At 59.7% G+C, this 22,047-nt stretch carries 21 protein-coding genes and 3 pseudogenes; 14 read left to right on the top strand and 10 right to left on the bottom strand.

Translation table 11 applies throughout. From position 1 onward, the window contains the following. Window positions 1-22 precede the first annotated feature (22 nt). On the top strand, window positions 23-802 hold the full coding sequence (locus PQR53_RS12265) for an SDR family NAD(P)-dependent oxidoreductase (RefSeq protein ID WP_408453636.1): 780 nt from the start codon (window positions 23-25) through the stop codon (window positions 800-802). On the opposite strand, the pseudogene PQR53_RS12260 reads toward PQR53_RS12265, so the two are convergent. Beyond that, window positions 799-984, bottom strand: a pseudogene (locus tag PQR53_RS12260) (hypothetical protein); the annotation flags it as partial. The gene PQR53_RS12265 and the pseudogene PQR53_RS12260 sit on opposite strands and share 4 nt — an antisense overlap. Window positions 985-1,021: 37 nt before the next feature. Between PQR53_RS12260 and PQR53_RS12255 the strand changes: the two are divergent. Beyond that, window positions 1,022-1,492: pseudogene (locus PQR53_RS12255) on the top strand (rod shape-determining protein); the annotation flags it as partial. Beyond that, a complete protein-coding gene (locus PQR53_RS12250; protein ID WP_408454285.1) occupies window positions 1,481-1,924 on the top strand; it encodes a DUF2968 domain-containing protein in 444 nt (147 codons plus the stop codon). The pseudogene PQR53_RS12255 and the gene PQR53_RS12250, both read left to right, overlap by 12 nt. A 56-nt stretch (window positions 1,925-1,980) precedes the next feature. Here the strand turns inward: PQR53_RS12250 and PQR53_RS12245 are convergent, their stop codons facing one another. Next, complete coding sequence (locus PQR53_RS12245; RefSeq protein ID WP_408453634.1) at window positions 1,981-2,289, bottom strand: DUF4148 domain-containing protein; 309 nt, start codon at window positions 2,287-2,289, stop codon at window positions 1,981-1,983. A 218-nt stretch (window positions 2,290-2,507) separates the two neighbouring features. On the opposite strand from PQR53_RS12245, the gene PQR53_RS12240 reads away from it, so the two are divergent. Continuing rightward, complete coding sequence (locus tag PQR53_RS12240) at window positions 2,508-3,995, top strand: esterase-like activity of phytase family protein (protein WP_408453631.1); 1,488 nt, start codon at window positions 2,508-2,510, stop codon at window positions 3,993-3,995. Between the two features lie 187 nt (window positions 3,996-4,182). Here the strand turns inward: PQR53_RS12240 and PQR53_RS12235 are convergent, their stop codons facing one another. From PQR53_RS12235 to PQR53_RS12220, 4 genes are all read right to left on the bottom strand, one after another. Further along, entirely contained in the window at window positions 4,183-4,926 is a 744-nt protein-coding gene (locus PQR53_RS12235; RefSeq protein ID WP_408453629.1) for an SDR family oxidoreductase, read from the bottom strand. Window positions 4,927-5,294: 368 nt separating this feature from the next. Continuing rightward, window positions 5,295-5,948 (bottom strand): ureidoglycolate lyase, encoded by a 654-nt coding sequence (locus tag PQR53_RS12230; protein WP_408453626.1) that lies wholly within the window; start codon window positions 5,946-5,948, stop codon window positions 5,295-5,297. Window positions 5,949-6,272: 324 nt separating this feature from the next. Next, a complete protein-coding gene (locus PQR53_RS12225; RefSeq protein ID WP_408453623.1) occupies window positions 6,273-6,554 on the bottom strand; it encodes a hypothetical protein in 282 nt (93 codons plus the stop codon). Window positions 6,555-6,815: 261 nt separating this feature from the next. Further along, window positions 6,816-7,736 carry a LysR family transcriptional regulator gene (locus PQR53_RS12220; RefSeq protein ID WP_408453621.1) on the bottom strand — a complete coding sequence of 307 codons (921 nt, stop codon included), beginning with the start codon at window positions 7,734-7,736 and terminating at the stop codon, window positions 6,816-6,818. A gap of 164 nt (window positions 7,737-7,900) precedes the next feature. Here PQR53_RS12220 and PQR53_RS12215 point away from each other — a divergent pair. The 3 genes and pseudogenes from PQR53_RS12215 to PQR53_RS12205 all read left to right on the top strand — a co-directional run. Next, window positions 7,901-8,119 (top strand): annotated as a pseudogene (locus PQR53_RS12215) (hydrolase); the annotation flags it as partial. A gap of 148 nt (window positions 8,120-8,267) precedes the next feature. Then, complete coding sequence (locus PQR53_RS12210) at window positions 8,268-8,936, top strand: response regulator transcription factor (RefSeq protein WP_408453618.1); 669 nt, start codon at window positions 8,268-8,270, stop codon at window positions 8,934-8,936. A 31-nt stretch (window positions 8,937-8,967) separates the two neighbouring features. Beyond that, window positions 8,968-10,044 carry a P-loop NTPase fold protein gene (locus PQR53_RS12205; protein ID WP_408453615.1) on the top strand — a complete coding sequence of 359 codons (1,077 nt, stop codon included), beginning with the start codon at window positions 8,968-8,970 and terminating at the stop codon, window positions 10,042-10,044. A 292-nt stretch (window positions 10,045-10,336) separates the two neighbouring features. Here the strand turns inward: PQR53_RS12205 and PQR53_RS12200 are convergent, their stop codons facing one another. Beyond that, the gene (locus tag PQR53_RS12200) at window positions 10,337-10,795 is read right to left on the bottom strand and encodes a hypothetical protein (protein WP_408453613.1); all 459 of its coding nucleotides are present in this window, start codon (window positions 10,793-10,795) and stop codon (window positions 10,337-10,339) included. Between the two features lie 206 nt (window positions 10,796-11,001). Between PQR53_RS12200 and PQR53_RS12195 the strand changes: the two genes are divergently transcribed. From PQR53_RS12195 to PQR53_RS12170, 6 genes are all read left to right on the top strand, one after another. Next, window positions 11,002-11,682 (top strand): DUF4336 domain-containing protein, encoded by a 681-nt coding sequence (locus PQR53_RS12195; protein WP_408453610.1) that lies wholly within the window; start codon window positions 11,002-11,004, stop codon window positions 11,680-11,682. Window positions 11,683-12,366: 684 nt separating this feature from the next. Beyond that, a complete protein-coding gene (locus PQR53_RS12190) occupies window positions 12,367-13,071 on the top strand; it encodes a phosphatase PAP2 family protein (RefSeq protein ID WP_408453607.1) in 705 nt (234 codons plus the stop codon). 669 nt (window positions 13,072-13,740) lie between these two features. Next, window positions 13,741-14,115: a CHAP domain-containing protein gene (locus tag PQR53_RS12185; RefSeq protein ID WP_408453604.1), complete on the top strand. Its 375-nt coding sequence runs from the start codon at window positions 13,741-13,743 to the stop codon at window positions 14,113-14,115. Window positions 14,116-14,123: 8 nt separating this feature from the next. Continuing rightward, window positions 14,124-14,576: a DUF3828 domain-containing protein gene (locus PQR53_RS12180; RefSeq protein ID WP_408453601.1), complete on the top strand. Its 453-nt coding sequence runs from the start codon at window positions 14,124-14,126 to the stop codon at window positions 14,574-14,576. Window positions 14,577-14,921: 345 nt separating this feature from the next. Next, the gene (locus PQR53_RS12175) at window positions 14,922-16,379 is read left to right on the top strand and encodes an NCS1 family nucleobase:cation symporter-1 (protein WP_408453598.1); all 1,458 of its coding nucleotides are present in this window, start codon (window positions 14,922-14,924) and stop codon (window positions 16,377-16,379) included. A gap of 120 nt (window positions 16,380-16,499) precedes the next feature. After that, window positions 16,500-16,892, top strand: a complete 393-nt coding sequence (locus tag PQR53_RS12170) for a hypothetical protein (RefSeq protein WP_408453596.1) — start codon at window positions 16,500-16,502, stop codon at window positions 16,890-16,892. A gap of 81 nt (window positions 16,893-16,973) precedes the next feature. Here PQR53_RS12170 and PQR53_RS12165 read toward each other — a convergent pair whose 3' ends face one another. Then, window positions 16,974-17,432: a hypothetical protein gene (locus PQR53_RS12165; RefSeq protein ID WP_408453594.1), complete on the bottom strand. Its 459-nt coding sequence runs from the start codon at window positions 17,430-17,432 to the stop codon at window positions 16,974-16,976. A gap of 183 nt (window positions 17,433-17,615) precedes the next feature. On the opposite strand from PQR53_RS12165, the gene PQR53_RS12160 reads away from it, so the two are divergent. Continuing rightward, window positions 17,616-18,020, top strand: a complete 405-nt coding sequence (locus tag PQR53_RS12160; protein ID WP_408453592.1) for a TetR/AcrR family transcriptional regulator — start codon at window positions 17,616-17,618, stop codon at window positions 18,018-18,020. Here PQR53_RS12160 and prpF read toward each other — a convergent pair. Together prpF and acnD are read right to left on the bottom strand one after the other, a co-directional pair. Continuing rightward, window positions 17,995-19,185: a 2-methylaconitate cis-trans isomerase PrpF gene (prpF, locus tag PQR53_RS12155; RefSeq protein WP_408453590.1), complete on the bottom strand. Its 1,191-nt coding sequence runs from the start codon at window positions 19,183-19,185 to the stop codon at window positions 17,995-17,997. The two genes, PQR53_RS12160 and prpF, sit on opposite strands and share 26 nt — an antisense overlap. 35 nt (window positions 19,186-19,220) lie before the next feature. Further along, window positions 19,221-21,818, bottom strand: a complete 2,598-nt coding sequence (gene acnD / locus PQR53_RS12150) for a Fe/S-dependent 2-methylisocitrate dehydratase AcnD (protein WP_408453587.1) — start codon at window positions 21,816-21,818, stop codon at window positions 19,221-19,223. Between the last annotated feature and the right edge of the window lie 229 nt (window positions 21,819-22,047).

The following is a 22,047-nucleotide window of genomic DNA, read 5'->3' as shown; positions in this document are numbered from 1 at the left end:
TGCCAAACCAAAGGAGCATGCAATGCCTATCGACACTACCCCTGCCTCAAATCCGAAAATTGCAATCGTTACCGGCGGCAGCCGCGGTCTCGGCCGCAATACCGTGCTGTCCCTCGCGAGGCGCGGCATCGATACGATCTTCACCTATCACTCGAATCGTGCAGAGGCCGAACATGTGATCGCCGCGGTTGAAGAGACGGGACGTCGGGCCATTGCGCTGCGACTCGATACCGGCGACGTCGGTTCGTTCGACCCGTTCGTGCAGGATGTTCAGCACGCGCTGGCCAGCCTGGGCGCCCAACGTTTTGACTACCTCGTGAACAATGCGGGAACCTCGCTGCACAACTCATTTGACCAGACAACCGAAGACGAACTGGACACCGTCTATCGTATCCATTTCAAAGGCGTGTTCTTCCTCACGCAAAAACTGTTGCCGCTCATCAACGACGGTGGGCGCATTGTGAATATTTCTTCGGGGTTGGCGCGCATCACGCTTCCCGGGTCTTCCGCGTATGCGTCAATGAAAGGGGCCGTCGAAGTGCTGACACGCTACATGGCGAAGGAACTCGGCGCACGCGGAATCGCGGTCAACACCGTCGCCCCGGGCGCTATCGCGACCGACTTCAGTGGCGGCATGGTGCGCGACAATCCCGAAGTGAACAAACGCGTAGCGGATATGACCGCGCTCGGCCGCGTCGGCGAACCCGACGATATTGGCCCGATGATCGCCGCCCTGCTCTCGGACGACAACCGCTGGATCAACGGGCAGCGCATCGAGGTCTCGGGCGGCATGGTCCTTTAACGCCCCCGGCCGTGACGCTCGACTCGTTCGATGCTTCCCGCAAACCTTTCGGCTAACCGCTGCCGCTCGAACGCCTCGACGACGTAGTCGACAAACACGCGTGTTTTCGCTGGCAGCAGCACTCGCGTCGCGTAATAGATCGAAATCGCTCCGGCGTCCGCGTACCAGCGCGGCAGCAATCGTGGAGACGCCACCGCCACGAGATGCGCAGGCGCCAATGCGCTCGTGCGTGGGGCATCCGCTCGCGTGGGAGGCGACACGCTTGACCAGGCCATCATTAACTACGTTCGCCGCACTCACGGCCTGCTGATCGGCGAGCACACCGCGCAACGAGTCAAGCTGGAGATCGGCAGCGCGCTTCCACCCAAGGACGACCTGGAGACGGTAGTGACCGGCCGCAACCTGGCCGAAGGCATCCCGCGCTCCATGACTCTATCTAGCCAGGAGGTATACGAAGCGTTCATCGAGCCGCTCGAGCAGATCGTGTCGCTGCTAAGACGCGTCCTGGAGAGCACCCCGCCAGAGCTTGCAGCAGACATCGCCGATCGCGGATTCATGCTGACCGGTGGAAGCGCCATGCTGCGAGGCCTCGATCAACGCTTGCGCGAAGAAACGGGACTGCCGGTGGCGGTCGCTGAACAACCGATGACGTGCGTGATTCGCGGCACCGGGCTCGCGATCGAGACGCTTACTTACTGGCGGGTAATCGCGACGCAGAACAAGAAACGCGCTGAAGCGGTATACGCCGACTTTGTGGCGCAGACCGAAAGGCTGGCGGCCGCGCAAAACAGGCGTGCCGAGCTGGCAGCGCAGGAAGCAGCGACCCAGCGCCTGGTCGAGCAGGCGCAAATCAAGGCACAACAACTGCAGGCCGACGCCCAGATCGCTCAGACCCAGCGCGACGAAGTCGCCACGCAGCAAGCGCAGGCCGCAGACCAGGTCAAGAACCTGAAGGTCGAAGATCAGGACGCGCGCAAGAAGCTCTCGCAAATCAGGCATCAGGTTGCTGGGCTACAGATCGCGTCCAATTTGGGGCTCCCGCCGGAACATCCGGCACGATTGCACAAGACCAGAAAACACGCTCAACACACCAAAATCGCCACGTTGGCGACAGCTCAGTGAGCCATGCGGACTCTTGTGCGTCACCCCGGCGAGCTGGAGCTCAATTGAGTTCGACGTCAAGCGGGTGGCGCCTGCTGGCATTCCGCCTGAAACCAACGGTCGACCTGGCGCTGTGCCGCTTGTAGATCCTCCGGGTAGTACGGGTCGAACCACCTTGATGGGTCGTAGCCTGCCTTCCTTAGAGCCGCCAGTTCGCTGCGGTTTCGCTCCGGGGTGGGAGGGGCGTTGTTCCTGAGCGCGGCCAGGTCGATGCATTGCGATGCGCTCAAGTGCGCCGCGCTTTGCTGGCTGCCGCCCGCCGCGCAGCCGGCGAGCAATAAAACCAACGCGGAAAGCATTGGCCATTTTTTCGGGGGGTTCGCCATATCGCGTCTCCTTTCATTCAATCGACACTGTACAGCGGCGTCAAACGGCCGATACCGTCGTCCGCTATCCCTGTGACGTGGACACATACAGACACATACACTCAGACCTCGACCCGCTAACTGCGCCGCCTATCGAACGGCTTGCCACAAACTTTTCATTTTCCGACCATATCCTTTACGGTTTCCAAACGACGCAATACGAATAAGGAGACCGGGAAATGCTCGACAAGAAGATGTGCGTAGGCCTGACTTTCACCTTGGCGCTTGCTGCCTGCGGCAGCGATGATACGTCCACGAATTCGGGAACCAGCGCGCCCCAGACCCAGCAGGGCACCCAGCTTTTCAGCCAATCCATCGCTCCGTACACGAGCTGGGGCAACGTGCCCATCGTCGGCACAGGCTACGGCTCCGCGCTGGCGCCCGCGCCCAACCAGGCCGGCTTCTTCTACGGCATGACCGATCGCGGCCCCAATGTCACCGCGCCCGACGGCACCAACAAGATCGAGCCCTACCAGGCCTTTCAGCCGGCGATCGCGCTGTTCCAGCTCGTCAACGGCAAGGCCAACGTTTCCAGGGTCATCGGTCTTTCGCTGGCTGACGGCACCCCCATGAACGGCCGGGTCAACCCCGAAGCAACCACCGCCGAGATCATCTACGACGTGAACGGCAACGTGCTGCCCACGAGCACGGCAGGCCTGGACCCCGAAGGTCTGGTCGCCATGGCCGACGGCACCTTCTGGGTCTCCGACGAATACGGTCCCTACATCGTCCACTTCGACGCGACCGGCAAGGAAATCTCGCGGCTCAACCCCTACTCCACCGCCACGTCGGGCAACGACGTGGCGCTGCCCGGCGAGCTGAAGAAGCGCAAGCCGAACAAGGGCATGGAAGGCCTCACCCTTACCCCGGACGGCAAGTACCTCGTCGGCATCATGCAGTCGCCGCTGGACAAGAACGGCTCCGCCGCGGTCGCCTCGGCCAAGGGCGCCATCACGCGTGTCGTCAAGGTCTCGCTCTCCGACCCGATCAACGACGTACACGAGTACCTCTATTCGCTGCACACCAACGGCGCCGGCAACCCCGAGGGCCAGGCCGTGAGCGAGATCACCGCGCTGCCCGACGGCACCTTCATCGTCGACGAGCGCGACGGCAACTTCGAGGGCACCAGCGACGGCACGGCGACCGGCAAGGCCAAGGCCGACAAGAATCTGTGGAAGCTCGACTTGAGCAAAGCCACCGACGTCGGCCCGAAATCGCCGCTGATCGGCACCACCATCGCCGGCGGCGCGGTCACCTACAACTCGACCAACGGCCTCATGGTGGGCGGCAAGACTATCGAGGATCTGGCCGGCACGGTTGACGCCCCCGCCGCCGTGCAAGCGCTCAGCACCGCTGGCATCACCGTCGGCGCTGAGGGAATGTTCCTCAACTACGCCGCACTCTTCACCGCTATTGATCCGAAGGGTATGTACTTCGGCCACGACAAGGTTGAAGGCGTGGCAGTCGATCCGGCCGACCCGACCAAGATTTACATCTCGAACGACTCGGACTTCGGTATCACTGACGAGCCGAGCACGGTACCGATGGCCACGGCCACGAACCCCTTCCCGCCCAGCGAGAAGTTCCTGCCGGACGGCAAGACCCAGGACTTCGGCGAGATCGTCAAGATCGACATGACGCAAGTGCCCGCCAAGTTCAAGCAGTAGGCAAGGTGCTTTCGCCTGTCTACGAAACGACCGGACCCCGTGCGCCATGCGCACGGTCAGTTGTTCGTAAGCAGCGGGATTGAGTAATCCGATTCGGCTTGCATGACGGCTTATCGGAAGAGGCGCATGCCTCTTCCGATCTTCCGATATAGGTCCGCCTGATTTCGCGAAAGCGAGCTGTTATCCGTTACACCAGCACGTGACCACCGTCGACAACGATGACCTGTCCCGTGCTAAAGCCCTGCTGCATCAGATAAAGATATGTTTGCGCGACGTCGCTCGCCTCCCCGACCCGCCGTACCGGCATCTTCTCGGCGATATAGTCGTAAAGACCCTCGCGATCGGCTTCGCTCATGTTGTCCCACAGGGCGGTACGCAAGACGCCGGGCGCCACGGCATTGACACGCAGCGGCGCAAGCTCAACGGCCAAGGTCCGTGTCAGTGACTCGATTGCGCCGAGAATGCTGGCTGGAATGGTCCACGCAGGCAGCGGACGCGACGATGCCACGCCGCTTGTCAGTGTGATGGAGCCGCCCGCGCGAATGTGCGGCGTCGCATATTTGACGGCCTTGAGCGCGCCCCAGTAGCGCACCTCGAAGGCACGCTGCGCGGCTTCGATGCTTAGCTCAGCAAGGTTCTGCAGAAGCAGCGATTCGCCAGCCGTGTAGACGAGATGATCGAACGCACCAACGCGCTCGAAGAACGCTTTCACCTGCGCCTTGTCGGTGAAATCAAGTGGCTCGCCGCGCGTGCCTTGCGGTAGTTGCTCCAGTGCAGCCGCGACGCGCTTCGGGCTGCTCGAGGCGATGATGACCTCAGCTCCGGCATGCGCTGCCGCTTCGGCTACGGCAAAGCCAATTCCTGACGTGCCGCCGGCGACAACGACACGGCTCTGTCGAAGAGTAATGTTGGTAAGTTGATTGTTTCCCATGCTTAACGATTTCGTAATAGAGCAGCGATCTTCGCGGCGGCGCTCGGCGTAGTGCAGCATGTTGCGTGCACGTGCTGTCTAATCATCGATCGATGCGCTACCGCGGCCGCGTGTGAGTGTACGTGGTTTGCGGTAAACGCGCTGCGGACGCCAGCGCTGCTAACGATGAGCGCCGGTACAGTTACGATTGAAGTGCGCATCACTGACGTCAGTGATGCGGCGGCGTGCGTGCCCGGCTCACTGAACTCGGACTCCCACTGTACGATGTGCTCAACCCGCCGTTGATGGACGCGATTTCCTCGCATATCGCGAGGCGCAGTGGTGTGCTGAAAGTGGTGAACCTTGGGCGTGCCGCCTCGACCACCCGGTTAGGCGGCGCTGGCGATCGGCGCCTCGAGAAGACAGCCAAACTCGCGGGCAAAGTCGACAGAAACACGCGCGTGAACTGCGCCCTGTTTGTCAAAGAACCGCTGCGTCCCTTCAAGCGTGAACACACCTTCGTGCCAGACGTTCGGATGGATGTACAGACCCTGCTGTCCGTCGAAGCGAAAGCACACGAACTTCTCCGGCGCGATGTCATCCCCGGGCAATGCCAGTGGAATGTAAAAGGGACGATGATCGAGAGGAAAGAATAGTTGTCCGCCGTCCGGGTGGTAGTTCGCGTGCCAAAGCAACATGCGCTCAGGGGCGTTGACGTTGTCGTCGCGGGCTGCTTCCGGGTCTCTGGCGTACGCAAGAATGTAGTTGCCACCCACGGCCTCGTTTCGACCGTAGAGAATATCCCCGCGCCATTCGCTTACGAATGTCCCTTCGGTTGTGCCTGCCTCATCTCCAGTTCCTGGGTCGATGGGTCTTGTCCCCACCGATGGCCACTGCACAATCTCGATTGGGCAATCGCTCGGGTCTGATACAAGCTTGCCAAATCCTTTAAGCGTTGTAGGGGTTGCGTCGACTACGGGCATTAAAACGCGTCCTAGGTCGGCGGGAAGATCGGGGTTGAGGTAATCGATTGCTTGGGACATTGGCACGGTTTACTCACGTCGAAAGGGGTGGCCGCAGGTGCTCGGAGAAGGCTATTAACGACTTTCGCACAACGAGTACCGAGCCCGGTAGCAGATGCGTTCTTGCATCGAGGTGAATTGTACAGGCGGTGCCGGCGGGACGTATTTCTGGTCGAACAGAATCGCACTAGGGCGTGGGCACAACTGTTGGATTACGCTGCGAAGCGAAGGTCGACGCCTAAGCGGAGGTGCCTCCGCGGGCGCGAGTGCGAGACGTGATTGTTGAAGGTGTGTTTGATGAGTTCTTCAGCGCGTCTGGGGGACGCGCTGGCCGCTGCTGATGGATTAGTGCGGTGCGATGTTCTGTTGTTGGCCGGTTTCTGAACTTGCGCTCGGTGTGTCTTTGGCGGCGGGTTGGTTGTGCCGGCTTGCTTTTGTTGTCGCAGCTTGCGCTAGCGCCAAGGCTTCGGACTGGGCTTCGGCTGCGATCTGTGCGGACTCTTCAAGCAGGCCCGCCGCACGCTTTGCAGTGATACGTCTTCGAGCGACGCCCTTCGCATCCAACGCAATCACCTGGAAGAGTTCGCGGTCGCATGTGAGTTCCTGTTGATACTGCTCCCACGACATCGCTCAGTTAGGCCGCATACCGCCCACGCGACCGTCTAGTCAACTCTGTCACTCAGGAAGAGCACCGACGTAGTATCGCGCGCTTCACGTGGCCAACCGCGAAGATAAATCGTGGATGCCATGGAACCAGTACGGTCTGCTGTGGATTACCAAACGATGTGGATGACGCCAACCTCTTCCATGAACGCCAACAAGTGATCTGACGAAGCAACCCGGGCGAGTTTGTTGCGCACTCAACTCCTGCGTTCATGAGAGTTGAGTTCAGTCTTTCGTATGCGCCCAGGGCACGCTCGCAAGACATTCGCCGAGATAGGCCAGTATCGCTGTCACCCGCGCCGGCCTGAAACTACCAGGCGGTGTGACGAGGTTGAGATGAACTCTCGCAATCTCCCAGTCTGGCAAGACTTCCTCCAGTTCACCGCTGCACAGCGCATCCCAGACGACGAACTCCGGTTGTAGCGCCAGACCCTGTCCCGCAAGCAGTGCCGGAATGATGGCCTCGGCATTGTTGCTGCTGATTCTCCCCTTCACGGGCACCACGCACTCGTCTCCGGACGCATGACGGAAGCGCCATTGGCCAGGCGTCGGCAGATTGGTGTAGATCAGGCAGACATGGTCCGCGAGTTCCCGTGGATGCGTCGGGCGGCCGTTGCGGGACAGATAGTCCGTGCTTGCGACGAGCGGCCGGCGCACCTCGCAGAGCTTGCGCGAGCGCAGCGACGAGTCCGGCAGCTCGGCGATGCGCAGTGCCACATCGTACCCTTCGGCGACGACATCGATCACAGTATCTGTCAACGACAGGTCGATGTTGACATCGGGATAGCGGTTGAGAAACTCGGGAATCAGCGGTGTCAGATATTTGAGGCCAAACGACATCGGCGCACTGACGCGCACCGTGCCGTGCGGCGTGAGCGCTTGCGCCGACGCCTCGGCTTCGACGGCTTCACCTTCGTTCAGGATGCGGCCCGCGCGTTCGAGGGCCATGCAACCCGTCGGGGTCAACGACAGCCGGCGCGATGTCCGATATAGCAGCGCTGTGCCGAGCCGTTGCTCCAGGCGGGCAATCGCCTTCGATACGGTGGGCTGCGACATGCCTAGCGATTCGGCCGCTTTGGCAAACGAGCCGAGATCGGAAACACGGGCAAATATGGCCCAAGCTTGAAGATCGGGAAGAGAAGGCATGAAAAAACCGGAATGGAATCCATTCGTTCCATTCTATTTATCAAGTTCAGAAGGTCAATTACTATCGCTCCTTCGAAATCGCTCCTGCGGGGCGCTCATCCATGTCGATGGAACTCTCAGCGCGGACGGTCTTCATCACGCGATATCACGTTTGCTGAATCAACCTGGAGAACACGAGGCTTCAGGCACAGCCAAAACCGCTGCTTTCGCCGGCCGATCACGCTCTGAGCCTGATCGACCATCAGTCACAAATGGCGTTCGCCACGAAGTCGATCGATCCGGTTCTGCTGCGCAACAATGCCGCGTAGATTGCGAAGGCAAAGGATTTCTTCGTTTCGACAATCCTGACCACGATGGCATCGAAAACCTTCTGGGGTCGGATCTGTCATCCGATAACACCGGGCGGGTCTCGTCGAAGAGGGTTGCGACGATTGTGGATGGTTCGATAGTACGCGTTGGCGGCTAAGGCAATCAGACATTTAAAACCGTCAGTCCGATAAGGAAGGGCTTTCATCTGAAGAGAGGGGTTCTATGAGATCCGTGAGCGAATTAGTCTACGTGGTCGACGACGACGGGAGCGTGCGAAAAGCACTCGCTGCGCTGTTGCGCGCAAACGGAAGAGACGTCCAGACATTCGACTCTGGCGAGGAGTTCCTGGACACCTCGCATCAAAATGTCGTTGCATGCCTGATCCTGGATATGAGAATGCCAGGCTTGAGCGGGCTGGAAGTTCAGAAGCTTGTCAGCAGGGACTCACAGATTCCGGTTATTTTCATTACCGGAAGGGCAGATGTGCCGTCTACGGTCCTGGCCATGAAGGGCGGGGCTATTGACTTCCTCACAAAGCCACTCGATGAAGACGCGTTGATGCGCGCGGTTGATGCGGCGATCGCCAGGGCGCACGTTCTTCGCAAGGAGGCGGAAGATACAGCGGCGCTCCAGGCTCTCCACCAATCGCTGACGCCTCGTGAGAAGGAGTTGTTACCGTTGCTCGCAAGCGGCCGGCTCAACAAGCAGGCAGCCGCAGATCTTGGTATCACCGAATACACCGTGCAGGTGCATCGCGGCAACATCATGAGAAAAATGCAGGCGGATTCATTTGCCACGCTCGTCAGGCAGGCAAGCAGACTGCACCTTGAAACATCGTCGACGACGCGACGAACGGCGTCACCCGAGCGGCTGTTTCGAGAGCGAAGCTGACGCACGAATGTCCGGTTGCGCCGACGGGTGAATGGCGCTCATCGCTGCGTTCGAAAGACGCGCAGTCGTTGCAGAACTTCGCCGGCTTGCGCAAAATCCTGAGATGAGTGGTGTGGCTCGAAGCTTCGAGAATGGATTGAACAAGCTTATCGTAAGCGGTCAGTCGGCGAACTACCTGACCGCCGGCTACTCCTCAGACAGCGTTGCAGAGCAGTCAGATTTGCTCGACATCTCGCAGGACGTGCATAGCTTGGCGTCCATAATGGTTGCTCAAGCTGTGTCGCCTCCACTAGCCATCGGCTTGTCCGGCCAGTGGGGCTCCGGCGAGAGTTTTTTCATGCAGGAAATGAGACGTCGCATTCGCGACCTCTCGAATCAAGCCGCAAACAACCAGAACGCGGCTTACTGGTCCGACGTCGTCCAAATCGAGTTCAACGCATGGCACTACGTCGATACGAACCTGTGGGCAAGCTTAGTCACGTTCATCCTTCAAAAGCTGGCACGTCTCGCCAACCGCATACCGCTCGGAAATGGGCAACGCCCCGCGGATCGGATCGTCCTCTACATTGATGACCTTGACCGGTGCCCCGCGCACAAGGTCGTTGACGTATTGCAGGCTGTTCATCTACTCCTCGCCTATCCATTGTTCGTGGTCGTCGTGGGTGTCGATCCGCGATGGTTGATGCACTCCCTAGCAGTGCATTATCAGGAGTTTCAAGGGGACGCCGCCAAGTTCACCGCGAATCCGCATGAGTGGATGACGACACCGCAGCACTACTTAGAGAAGATTTTCCAGATTCCACACACACTTCGCTCAATGTCGGAAGAGGGATACGGGCGCCTGATTGAAGGCATGCTCCGCCCCGTTCAACAACGAGGCCTGGAGCAGCGGTCCAACCGCGAGACACAGGGACCAGCCGCTCTCTCGCCAGCCCCGGTACCAAATGTTCAGGAAACGGAAAAGCCGCGAACCCCACACAGCAGTTCCGTCCGTCAACAAGTGACGATGACGGGGAGAGCCGCGCCCACGCGGATGACACACCACCTGCCGAGCCAACATCAAGCGCGCGCGTCGATGAGTTCGAAGTCGCCGAAGATGCACTGGTAATCGAGCCGTGGGAAGCCGCATATGCATCTGCGCTCTATGAGTTGATTCCCTCGCCAAGGGCCGCCAAACGCTTGGCAAACGTCTACCGCATTCTCAAGGCACGTGTGCCTCGGGCAGGATTGCCGAGGTTCGAAGGTCCGCAATCGTTCCCCGGAACATTTCAGATTCCCCTACTACTGCTCGCGATCGTCATTCACTCGCCTCGTTGGGCGGCCCAGTAATTCCCTGCACTTCTCGAAGCGCCACTGCTATGACGCCCGGCGTGGGAATACATCGGAACATCTCTGGCGTCTCAGTGCACCGGTTCGATCTTGAAATCATCGACCGCCACACCAAGGTTCACGCCTTCACCGCTGCCGCTCAACGCCATCGACGTCGTTCCCTTGGTCAGCACCTGGGCAGTACTGCTCCTCCCCGCGCCGGCCGAAGCACCGGCCTGTGCATAACTGCCGTACACATCCCTGATGCTGTGGACATTGCTGATATCGCCGTGGCCGCTGACGTGAAACTTGCCGGCCGTCAGGCCACCGCCGTGCACGCTGATCGTGACTGCGGCCCTTTGCCCATTGTCGCAAGTTACTTTGCCGCGTCCCTCGGCGTGCTGATAAATCGCCGACCATCCGGACATACTGAAAGTCAGATGGCATTTCACCCGCGCGCCGCTTGCCTGAGCCGGGGCGGCGGTCAAGCCCGCCAGGGCGCCCACGCACAGCAAAGTGACGGCAGACGATACAAAGGTATGCTTGCTCATAGAAGTCTCCTGGCACCTGAACATAGGTTAGTCAGTGTAACCGTCATTCGCAATGGGTCGGCTGACCGCCCCAAACGTCGATGCGACAGTGAGGGCGAACGCCGCGTGATGGTAGCGGGCAGACTCTTGATCACTCGGGTTAGTACTCGTTTGACGGTAGCGAATGTAACCGTCGAGAATGTCCAGATCTACGCATTGTCGGGGGGATGATGCCGGTGCTTCAGGAATTGGCGAAGAATATTTGGATCGCTTCGGTTCATCATTCTTTCATAGGTTTGCACGTTGGCTCGCGAATGACTGTGATTCGCCTGTCATCGGGCAAGCTGCTGCTGCATTCGCCCGTCGCGCTCCCGGAGCAGCTTCGCAGTGAGATCGACGCGCTCGGGCCAGTCGCGCATATCGTCTGTCCAAACCTGTTTCACCATATGTACGCGTCCGTAGCGGCGGCCACGTACCCACAGGCACTGCTGCACGGTCCAGCCGCCTTGCAACGCAAGCGCCGGGACCTGCGTTTCGGCGCGACGCTGACGGACCAGCCGCATCCCGAGTGGCGTGACGATCTCGAACTGCTGACGATTGAAGGCTCCATGCTCGGCGAGACGGTGTTCTATCACCCGGCAACGCGCACACTGATCACCTGCGATCTGGTCGAGAACTTTCGCGCGTCGCCGCATTGGCTCACGCGCAACTATTTGCGCCTGGGTGGCGTGCTCGGTCACGTCGGCTGGCATCCCCTCCTGCGTCTGGTCTATCGCGACCGCAAGCGGGCTCGCGCCTGCGTGGATCGGCTGCTCGCCTGGCCGTTCGAGCAAGTCGTACTGGCGCATGGCGAGCCGCTGATGGACAACGCTCACGCGCAGATCCGCGCTGGCTTGGCGTGGCTCTGAACCGGGCGTCGCGATGAAATGTGCGGCGATCCCGAAAGGCGACTGGGGAAAAGATACTGATCCCCTCCGAATCGCCCAGACGTCCTTCTTCAGCGGCGGCTTCTGGCCAACAACCTGCCTTTGTTCCACGGCTCACGAGTTTGCTTGTTTCCCATGACAGACTCCCGTTTAGTTGATGGGAGTTCGATTGTGTCGCCGGGCCGCGAACGTCCATGGTTAGCGGGTACCCTTCATTCGCCCGGAGCCGGCCACCTGCGGACATTCGCTCACCCTTTCACACGAGCGTTTGAACGTCGGCTTTGCCGAAGGCTCCGGACACATTGCAGCCGGTCGGGCGACCGCTGCGACTATTACATATCGCTTGCGTCGCCTCCTGTGGATTTGTCACCCGCGCGAGTTGGGCCGGCATCGATATAGAAGTACCTGGCGATTGATGTCGCCGAGCAGAACATGACGCTGCGGACGCAGAGTTCGCTGGTGGTTGTGACAATTTTATGAACGTGTGTGCGTTCGAAAACATATCAACGGATTGCGAAGTGCATTAATTGATCGGGGTTCGTGCTGTCCAGTTAAGACCGCTCATTTCTCGGCCGATACATACCGTTCAGCTCGCGCTGCGTTGCGCGATCGCCCCGTCAATCAGCCGGCGATTCGTAAACCAACGCGCTTCCCCGGAACCAGATCATGAACAGCTTCGACTCGAAAATCCTGACGATCCTGACAGACGATGCGCTTCACTCGGAGAGTTTCAGCCACGCAGTCAACCTCGTTGCGGACTTCTATCTGTTCAAGGGCCTCCTGCCACTAGCCATGCTGTGTGCCATCTGGTTCGACACAAGGGAGCGCCGGCAGTGGCAACGGGAAATGGTTGTTGCCACCATCCTGAGCGGGTTGCTGGCGCTTTTCATTGGCAGAGTTCTCGCTCACTATTTGCCTTTCCGGCAGCGTCCGCTCTATGACCAAAGCCTGCAGCTGACGTTTCCGATAGCGGCCACTCCGGAAGCGGTCCTTCGAACCTGGAGTTCGTTTCCTAGCGACCATGCCATGCTGTGGGCGGCCGTCGCGATGGGCATTTTTCTCGTCTCCAGATGGATGGGCGTGATCGCACTGCTGCAATGCATCGTTCTTATCTGTTTTCCGCGAGTTTATCTGGGCTTGCACTATCCGAGCGACGTTCTGGCAGGAATGATCCTTGGCGTTGGCGTTACCTGCGTTGTAACGCGAAAACCGGTCATGGTGCGATTTGCGCCAGCTATCGTGCGATTCATCGATAGGTATCCAAGGGTTTCGTATGGCTGCATTTTTGTCATTTTGTTTGAACTTGCGACTACGTTCGATGAGCCACGGGAGCTTGCGCAATCAATCTTTCGACACGTTCTCCACGGTTAATGCTCGACGTCTGTTCTCACTTCTCCAGGCGGACTTGCCTCGCGCGATTATCTTATTCGGTGAGTCAGACCGGGCACATCATGAACGCTCGCGTTGGCCGCAATCGGCTGGATGCGAATGGCTGGTATCACTGATGCCGATGCCTTTATGGTCAGCAACCGTTCAAACGACTGGCCGCTGGACCTCGGAAGCAGCCTTTCACGTCGCGCCAGCTCCATCGGCCGTTGTGGGTCGAGAAGACCCGTTCGTCAATGTCAAAAGCTGACATTCGCCGACACCTAGTCGCGAATGTCGGCAAGGCGACATGGAACGGCCTCCCGCTCCTGAACGGCAACCGTCCGCAAAGGCCGATGACCGGCCACTGACAATCCAACACCACATCGACTCTTCATCTGCCACGGCCATCGGCGGTGGCCCTTCGACTCTGACAAGCAGTTGCTTTGTGGCGTTTTCCCCGCGGGTTGGAATGGCTAATGGTCGAAGTCGTCGAGCGCGACAAGTGCCAAAGATTTGCGCCTATTCCAGCGGCTCACTACACCGGCCGACTAACAATCAATGACCCAACGCAGCACACATAACACCCCCGCTTGAGACACAATTTGACAACGCCCAAAATCCCACGTGCTAGCGTCCCAGGCAAGCGACAACAAAATTGTTAAGGGAGACGCCATGCCGTTCGATAAATCATCTGCAGCGACCTACGCAGATAACCATGCCGAATCACACAGCACTCACAACTGCGCGAAATACGTGCGCAAGGCAATCGAGTGGGGGGGCGTCTTAGTGCGCCCCACACATTACGCCAAAGACTACGGCCCGCTCCTTGAGGCCGCGGGCTTTCGCGAAGCGATCGGAGACCCGCAGAAAGGCGACGTGATCGTGATACAGCCGGCACCAGGTCACCCTGCTGGGCACATGGCAATCTTTGACGGCTCCATATGGGTATCTGATTTCAAGCAGACCCACGCCGGCCGGCAAGGCTTCTATCCGGGACCAGCCTATCGGCAATCGCAGCCGGCCTACAAAATTTATCGATACAACTGAGACGAACGATGAAGAAGCTTCTCACCCTCGCCGTGTCAGTATTGTTGTTGGTCGGCAGTCTGTTATTCCAGCAAGAGGCATTCCCGGATACCGCTACGCCTGACGCAAGCACCAAAGCGTTCTATACCTGGTATATCGAGCTGCAATCCAAAGAGGCCTACCCTTTGCTCGACAAGCGCATTTATGTCTACGTCACCAGGACAACGGTTGACAGACTTCGAGGCGCTTACCGCCATAACAGGCTCCCTGGCGACAGCGACTATTTCACAAAGGTGCAGGACTACGACGAACAAGACTGGCTTAACAACATCGAGACACACCCGCCGCTCATGCTCGGCGACGTTGCGGTTGTTCCGGTTACCTTTGGTTCGAAAGACAAAATCAGCGTATTGGTATTTCTGCGCAAGCAAGGAGACGGCTGGAAGATCACCAAAGTCGATGACACGCTTGACTATCAATAGCAGCAGCGTCCACTCAGGCCGAGACATCGGGTGATCGCGCTTCGATGATTGGCCCTGCAACTTGCCCTGCTTTTTTTACTCAGGCAATAATGCCTTCGCAAGACGATCATCTGAATCTGAATCACAACAACAAACCCGCAACGGCGCCCCTCATGAGTCGGAATGGACAGAAGGGTCCCACGAGCCCACGCCCCAACCAGGGTTAACCCATTCAAAAAAAGAACAAGGCAACAACAACTCTCGCAAACCAGCAGCCTCCAAACGCAGGGCTAAACTTCCCGTAGAAGTGTCCGGCGGTGTTTCCTCAGTCCCACGTTTACACGACGAGTTCCAAGGAGATAACAAATGGAAATCCGCGACCCTTCCCCCGGCCTCTACAACGCAGACCTCGCCCCGTCGAAGCAGCGCAACTGGGGCGCCTTCAGCATCTTCAACGTCTGGACTTCGGACGTCCACAGCCTGTGGGGCTACTACCTCGCCGCCAGCCTGTTCCTCCTCTGTGGCGGCTTCATCAACTTCGTCATAGCAATCGGCCTAAGCTCGCTAGTCATCTTCGCGCTAATGAATCTGATCGGCTACGCAGGCGAAAAAACCGGCGTCCCCTACCCCGTCCTCGCACGCGCCTCCTTCGGCGTCTGGGGCGCCAACCTGGCAGCCCTGGTCCGCGCCGTGGTGGCCTGCTTCTGGTACGGCGCCCAAACCGCAGCCGCGTCAGGCGCAATGGTCGCCCTGCTGATCCGCAGCGACAGCCTCATGGCCTTCCACAAAAACACCCAATGGCTAGGCCACTCCGGCCTGGAAGTCATCTGCTACATCATCATCTGGGCGCTACAACTGCTCATCATCCAGAAAGGCATGGAGACAGTGCGCAAATTCCAGGACTGGGCCGGTCCCGCAGTGTGGGTTGCGATGCTGATCCTCGCGATCGGCCTATGCGTCAAAGCCGGCGGTTTCTCCTTCAGCCACGGCATCCCAATGAGCGCATTACTCGACAAAACCAAAGACGCAGGCGTCAGCGGCGACCCCGGCTCGTTCTGGGCGTTAATGGCAGTAGGCGCAACCTGGATCACCTACTTCGCCGCGCTCTACCTGAATTTCTGTGACTTCTCCCGTTACGCAAAAAACCGCGATGCGGTGAAGAAAGGCAACCTGTGGGGCCTGCCAGTCAACCTGATCGCGTTCTCGCTGGTTGCCGGCGTCACCACCATCGCCGCCTTCAAGGTGTACGGCGAAGTGCTGCTCCACCCCGAACAGATCTCGGCCAAATTCGACAGCTGGGTGCTGGCGCTCATCGCGGCGCTGACCTTCGCGATCGCCACGCTGGGCATCAACGTGGTGGCCAATTTCGTCTCGGCCGCGTTCGACATCTCCAACGCCTTCCCCAAGCGGATCAGCTTCAAGAGAGGCGGCTACATCGCCGCGGCTATCGCGCTGGTGCTCTACCCGTTCGCGCCGTGGGAAGGCAACGCCGCGCACTTCGTCAACGGCATCGGCGCCACCATGGGCCCGCTGCTGGGGATCATTCTGGTGGACTACTACCTGGTGGCCAAGGGCAACATCAACGTCGCGGCGCTCTATCAGGAGTACGGCGAGTACCGATACGAAGGCGGCTGGAACGTCAACGCGCTGGTCTCCGCGGCAGTCGGCAGCGTGTTTTCGACCTTCCTGCCCAACTTCACCAACCTGCTGCCGGTCTGGTGGAATACCTATGGATGGTTCTTCGGCGTGGTGATCGGCGGCGGCATGTACCTGATCATGGCAACGCTGCGGCCACGGGCCGCGATCGCGCCGACCCGCGCTTGAAGGCTTCCTGAAGGAGCGACGGAGATTACAAAACCCGCGCACAGCAGACACGGCAATATTGCCCATGGCTCACCGTCGGCGGTCATGCTAGGATTTCCGCAAACAACTCCGGAGACTGCTATGCCGTTCATCTGCGAAAACGTTGAATGTCGTGCCGTGCTGGCCCGTGGGCAGGTCAGATCGATTCGTGAGGACGAGGGGTGGTGCTTCTACTGCCCAGATTGCAAAGCGAGGAACGCGCTAAACGATATCGGCGCACCGGGCGGTCCCGTCGAGTTGAAACAACCGGAGCGGCCCGATCCTCCGCACAAGGTGATTGCAAGGGCTCGACCACTGGAAGACGGCAAGTACGCGGCGCAATTGCGCGTACAAAGGGCTCTCGGCGTGAGAGGCACTTATGCGGTCGAAGAGCATTGGGAGCAGCTCGGCGTATTCCCTGACCCAAACGAGGCCGTCGCGCATGCGAAATCCATCGCGGCGGACTTGCTGGCTGGAAGGCATAGCCCCCAGTAAAACGCCGGAATATCCGAACCGCTCGAGGCTGAAACTTGCTGTTAAACCCGGTGTCCCGGGTTTAACTTCAACCAGCGTCCCTCATGCAGCTTCAGCGGGAACGAGCTTGATAAATACTTTGGCCGCTTCATTGCCATGCGACAAGGCGCGCAGTGCAAGCGTGAGTGCTAGCTGCGCGTCGTGGGCTACTGCGCTTCGGTCTTGATCGAACAGCTTCGCAGCATGACGCATATGCTGCGCTGCCTCCAGGTGAAGCTCCGCTGCCGTCGCGTGATGTTTTGCTGCAGTTGCACTGTTTGCGCCGGCGCCCGCCGGTGCAGGCGCTAGCGGCGGCACATTAACGTTATGTGCACCCGCATCATGCGCCTCAGCGATCGCATGCAAGGTATGGCCATGGGCCAACATCGCCTGATGCGCGGTGTGCGCAAAGTCTTTGCCCGCTTCGAAATGCCGCGATGCACCGTGGTGAAATCGCGCTGCCTGCTCATGATGTGATGCCGCTGCTATCAGATGTTCTTTCTTGCTTTGCTTGGTACTCATACCCGGCTCCAGTACGACTGTAGGACTGACTCGGACGACGACCGATTTGAAAACGCAGTGGCGGGTCGCAAACCACCGGCTACGAATTTACACGCACTTGCGCTCTCGATGAGCGTTTTTCGTCACGCGTACGCCAAGCGCATTCAAGCCGCGCTTTCGAGGAAGTCTGTCATCCGGTCCTGATTGGTCACCGTCGACGCAATCGTCGAAGCAACTATTCAGGTTTTGCTGGAAGAAGGTTACGAAGGATTCACCACGGCACGCGTGGCCGAGCGCGCCGGCGTGAGCGTCGGTACGCTGTATCAGTACTATCCGAACAAGGCCGCATTGGCCGTCGCCGTGGTCGACCGGTGCTGCGAAGACTTTCTGATTACTTTCAAAGGCGCACTGGACGAACTGCGCCGCGCATCGCTGGACGATTGCATTCGCGCGCTAGTCGACGTGGCGTTCGTCTCGCATCACCTGACGCCGGAACGTCACCGATGCGTGCTCGATCTGGCGCCACGGCCCGGCGTGGCGGATCGAACGGAAGTGGTCAGGCGGGCAGCAGCGAACGTTCGCCTCAAGCCTCCGGCGTCGGCACTCTGATCCACCCTTCCATCAAAACCCGCGCGCTGCGGCTCATGATCGCCTTGGTGACCGTCCACTCGCCGCCTTCCTCACGCGCCTCAGCCCCAACCCGCAACGTCCCCGACGGATGACCGAACCGCACCGCTTCCCGCGCGCCGCCGCCAGCGGCAAGATTCACCAACGTCCCCGAAATCGCCGCCGCCGTGCCGATCGCCACCGCCGCCGTTCCCATCATCGCGTGATGCAGCTTGCCCATCGACATCGCCCGCACCAGCAGATCGGCGTCGCCCGCGCCAACACGTTTGCCGCTCGACGCAACGTACTCAGCAGGCTTGGCGACAAAAGCCACCTTCGGCGTATGCTGCCGCGTCGCGATCTCATCGATATTCTTGATGAGGCCCATCCGCACCGCACCATGCGCGCGAATGGTTTCGAACATGGCCAAAGCCTTGTCGTCGCTATTGATCGCGTGCTGTAGTTCGGTGCCTTTATAACCGACCGATTCCGCGTTGATGAAAATGGTCGGAATACCGGCATTGATCATCGTCGCCTTTAACGTGCCGACACCTGGCACTTCTAGATCATCGACCAGATTCCCAGTCGGGAACATCGCGCCGCCAGCGCCCTCTTCTTCGGCCGCCGGGTCCATGAACTCGAGCTGAACCTCGGCAGCGGGAAACGTCACGCCGTCGAGTTCAAAGTCACCCGTTTCCTGCACGGCGCCATCGGTAATCGGCACATGCGCGATGATCGTCTTGCCGATATTCGCTTGCCAGATACGCACAATCGCCACACCGTTGTGCGGAATCCGGCTCGCATCGACGAAACCCGCGCTAATCGAAAACGGCCCGACCGCCGCAGAAAGATTCCCGCAGTTCCCGCTCCAATCGACGAAAGCCTTATCGATCGCAACCTGCCCGAACAAATAATCCACATCGTGATCCGGCCTGCTGCTCTTCGCGATGATGACCGTCTTGCTCGTGCTCGAAGTCGCGCCGCCCATGCCATCGATCTGCTTGCCATAGGGATCCGGGCTGCCGATCACACGCATCAGCAACGCGTCACGCGCTGCGCCCGGTACCTGGGCCGCCTCCGGCAAATCCTGCAAGCGAAAGAACACGCCTTTGCTGGTACCGCCGCGCATGTAAGTCGCCGGGATCTTGATCTGAGGTTTGTGGGCCATGAAAGTAATGTCCTGATGAGATCGTTTTTAAAACCTTAAGCCGCAGCCTTGGTCGATTCGAGAAAGTCCTGCGCGAAGCGTTGCAACACGCCGCCGGCTTCGTAGATCGATACTTCTTCAGCAGTATCCAGGCGGCACGTCACCGTCACCTCCACGCGCTCACCGCTCTTGCGATGAATCACGAGCGTGAGGTCGGCGCGCGGTTTGCGTTCGCCGATCACGTCGAAGGTTTCCGTGCCGTCGATAGCAAGCGTGAGACGATTCACACCAGGTTTGAATTCCAGCGGCAACACGCCCATGCCCACCAGATTCGTGCGGTGAATCCGCTCGAATCCTTCCGCCACAATCGCTTCCGCGCCGGCAAGTCGCACACCCTTGGCCGCCCAGTCACGCGACGAACCTTGACCGTAGTCGGCCCCGGCAATCACGATCAACGGTTGCTTGCGCTCCATGTAGGTTTCGATTGCTTCCCACATGCGCGTGACCTTGCCCTCGGGCTCGATGCGCGCCAACGAGCCCGCCTTGACCTTGCCGTCTTCCAACACCATTTCGTTCTTCAGCGTTGGGTTCGCGAAGGTGGCGCGCTGCGCGGTCAAGTGATCGCCACGGTGCGTGGCGTATGAATTGAAGTCCTCTTCGGGCAAACCCATCCTGGCGAGGTACTCGCCCGACGCGCTATTCGCCAGGATCGCGTTCGACGGCGACAGGTGGTCGGTAGTGATGTTGTCGCCCAGCACAGCCAGCGGACGCATGCCCTTCAACGTGCGTTCACCGGCAAGCGCGCCTTCCCAATACGGCGGACGGCGAATATAAGTACTCATCGGACGCCAGTCATACAGCGGATCAGCCTTCTCACCCGTATCGACGGACACAGCGAACATCGGCTCATACACCTTGCGGAACTGCTCCGGCTTCACGCTCGAAGCGACGATCGCGTCGATCTCTTCATCCGACGGCCAGATGTCCTTCAGCCTGATTGCATTGCCGTCAGCATCGACGCCAAGCACATCCTTCTCGATATCGAAGCGGATCGTGCCCGCAATCGCATAAGCCACCACCAGCGGCGGCGAAGCCAGAAAGGCCTGCTTCGCGTACGGATGAATGCGGCCATCGAAGTTGCGGTTGCCGGACAGCACAGCCGTCGCATACAGATCGCGATCGACGATTTCTTTCTGGATCACCGGGTCCAAGGCACCCGACATGCCGTTACACGACGTGCACGCATACGCCACCACGCCAAAGCCCAGTTGCTCCAGTTCCGGCAGCAGGCCCGCCTCTTCCAGATACAGTGTGACCGCCTTCGACCCCGGCGCGAGCGAAGTCTTCGCCCACGGCTTGCGCGTCAAGCCACGTTGGTTGGCGTTACGCGCCAGCAAGCCGGCGGCGATCATGTTGCGCGGGTTGTTGGTGTTCGTACAGCTCGTGATCGCAGCGATGATGACGGCGCCGTCCGGCATCAGGCCCGGCTCGTTCTCCACCTTGCCGCTGATACCACGCGCGGCCAGTTCCGAAACCGGCAAACGGCGATGCGGATTCGACGGTCCCGCCAGCGTGCGCACGACGGTCGACAGATCGAACTTCAGCACGCGCTCGTACTCGGCATGCTTCAGCGTATCGCCCCACAGGCCGGTTTCTTTCGCATAGGTCTCGACGAGTTTGACGAGCTCATCGTCGCGGCCGGTGAGCTTGAGGTATTTGATGGTCTGCTCGTCGATATAGAACATCGCCGCCGTCGCGCCGAATTCGGGCGCCATGTTGGCGATGGTCGCGCGATCGCCGAGCGTGAGGCTCGCTGTGCCTGCTCCGTAGAATTCGAGGTATGCGCCGACCACTTTTTCCTTGCGCAGGAATTCGGTCAATGAGAGCACGATGTCGGTCGCGGTGATGCCTTCAACCGGCTTGCCCGTCAGTTCCACACCGACGATGTCCGGCAGGCGCATATAAGACGCGCGGCCCAGCATCACGCTCTCCGCTTCAAGACCGCCGACGCCGACGGCAATCACGCCGAGCGCATCCACCATCGGCGTGTGCGAATCGGTGCCGACCAGTGTGTCGGGAAAAGCCACACCATCTTTCACCTGCACCACCGGACTCATCCGCTCCAGGTTGATCTGATGCAGGATGCCGTTGCCAGGCGGAATCACGTCGACGTTCTTGAATGCGAGCTTGGTCCAGTTGATGAAATCGAAGCGATCTTCATTACGGCGATCTTCAATCGCGCGGTTCTTCGCGAACGCGTCCGGATCGAAACCGCCGCATTCCACAGCGAGCGAGTGATCCACTACGAGCTGCGTCGGCACGACTGGATTGACCATCGCGGGATCACCGCCTTGGGCCGCGATTGCGTCGCGCAAACCGGCGAGATCGACCAGAGCAGTCTGGCCGAGAATGTCATGACAGACCACGCGCGCGGGGAACCACGGAAAATCCAGCTCGCGCTTGCGTTCGATGATCTGTTTGAGCGACGCCGTCAACGTCACCGGATCGCAACGGCGCACGAGGTTTTCGGCCAGCACGCGCGAGGTGTACGGCAGCTTGTCATAGGCGCCGGGCTGGATTGCATCGACGGCGGCACGCGTGTCGAAGAAATCCAGCTGGGTGCCGGGAAGGCGTTTGCGGTTGGCAGTATTCATGGCGTAGGGGACAAAACAATAATGATCCGGGGACGATGGCGGCAGCCGTGCTTCACAATCCGCTGCCCCTCTTTAAAGCGGCGCTTCCCTGGCGTTTCAATCGGTCAGTCTATGTAGTTTAGCTTGCGGTGGCGCGGCGGCTTGCACGATCTTCGACCTTCAAACACGCTTCGACATCCTTCGATACGCTTAAACGCGCTTGGCGAGCGGCACGAACGGCAGATCGTCG

Origin of the sequence: Paraburkholderia fungorum, from assembly GCF_046027605.1 — a bacterium.
GTDB classification, from domain to species: domain Bacteria; phylum Pseudomonadota; class Gammaproteobacteria; order Burkholderiales; family Burkholderiaceae; genus Paraburkholderia; species Paraburkholderia fungorum_F.
The sequence above is the reverse complement of the archived record's forward strand: the minus strand, read 5'-3'. Positions and strand labels throughout refer to the sequence as shown.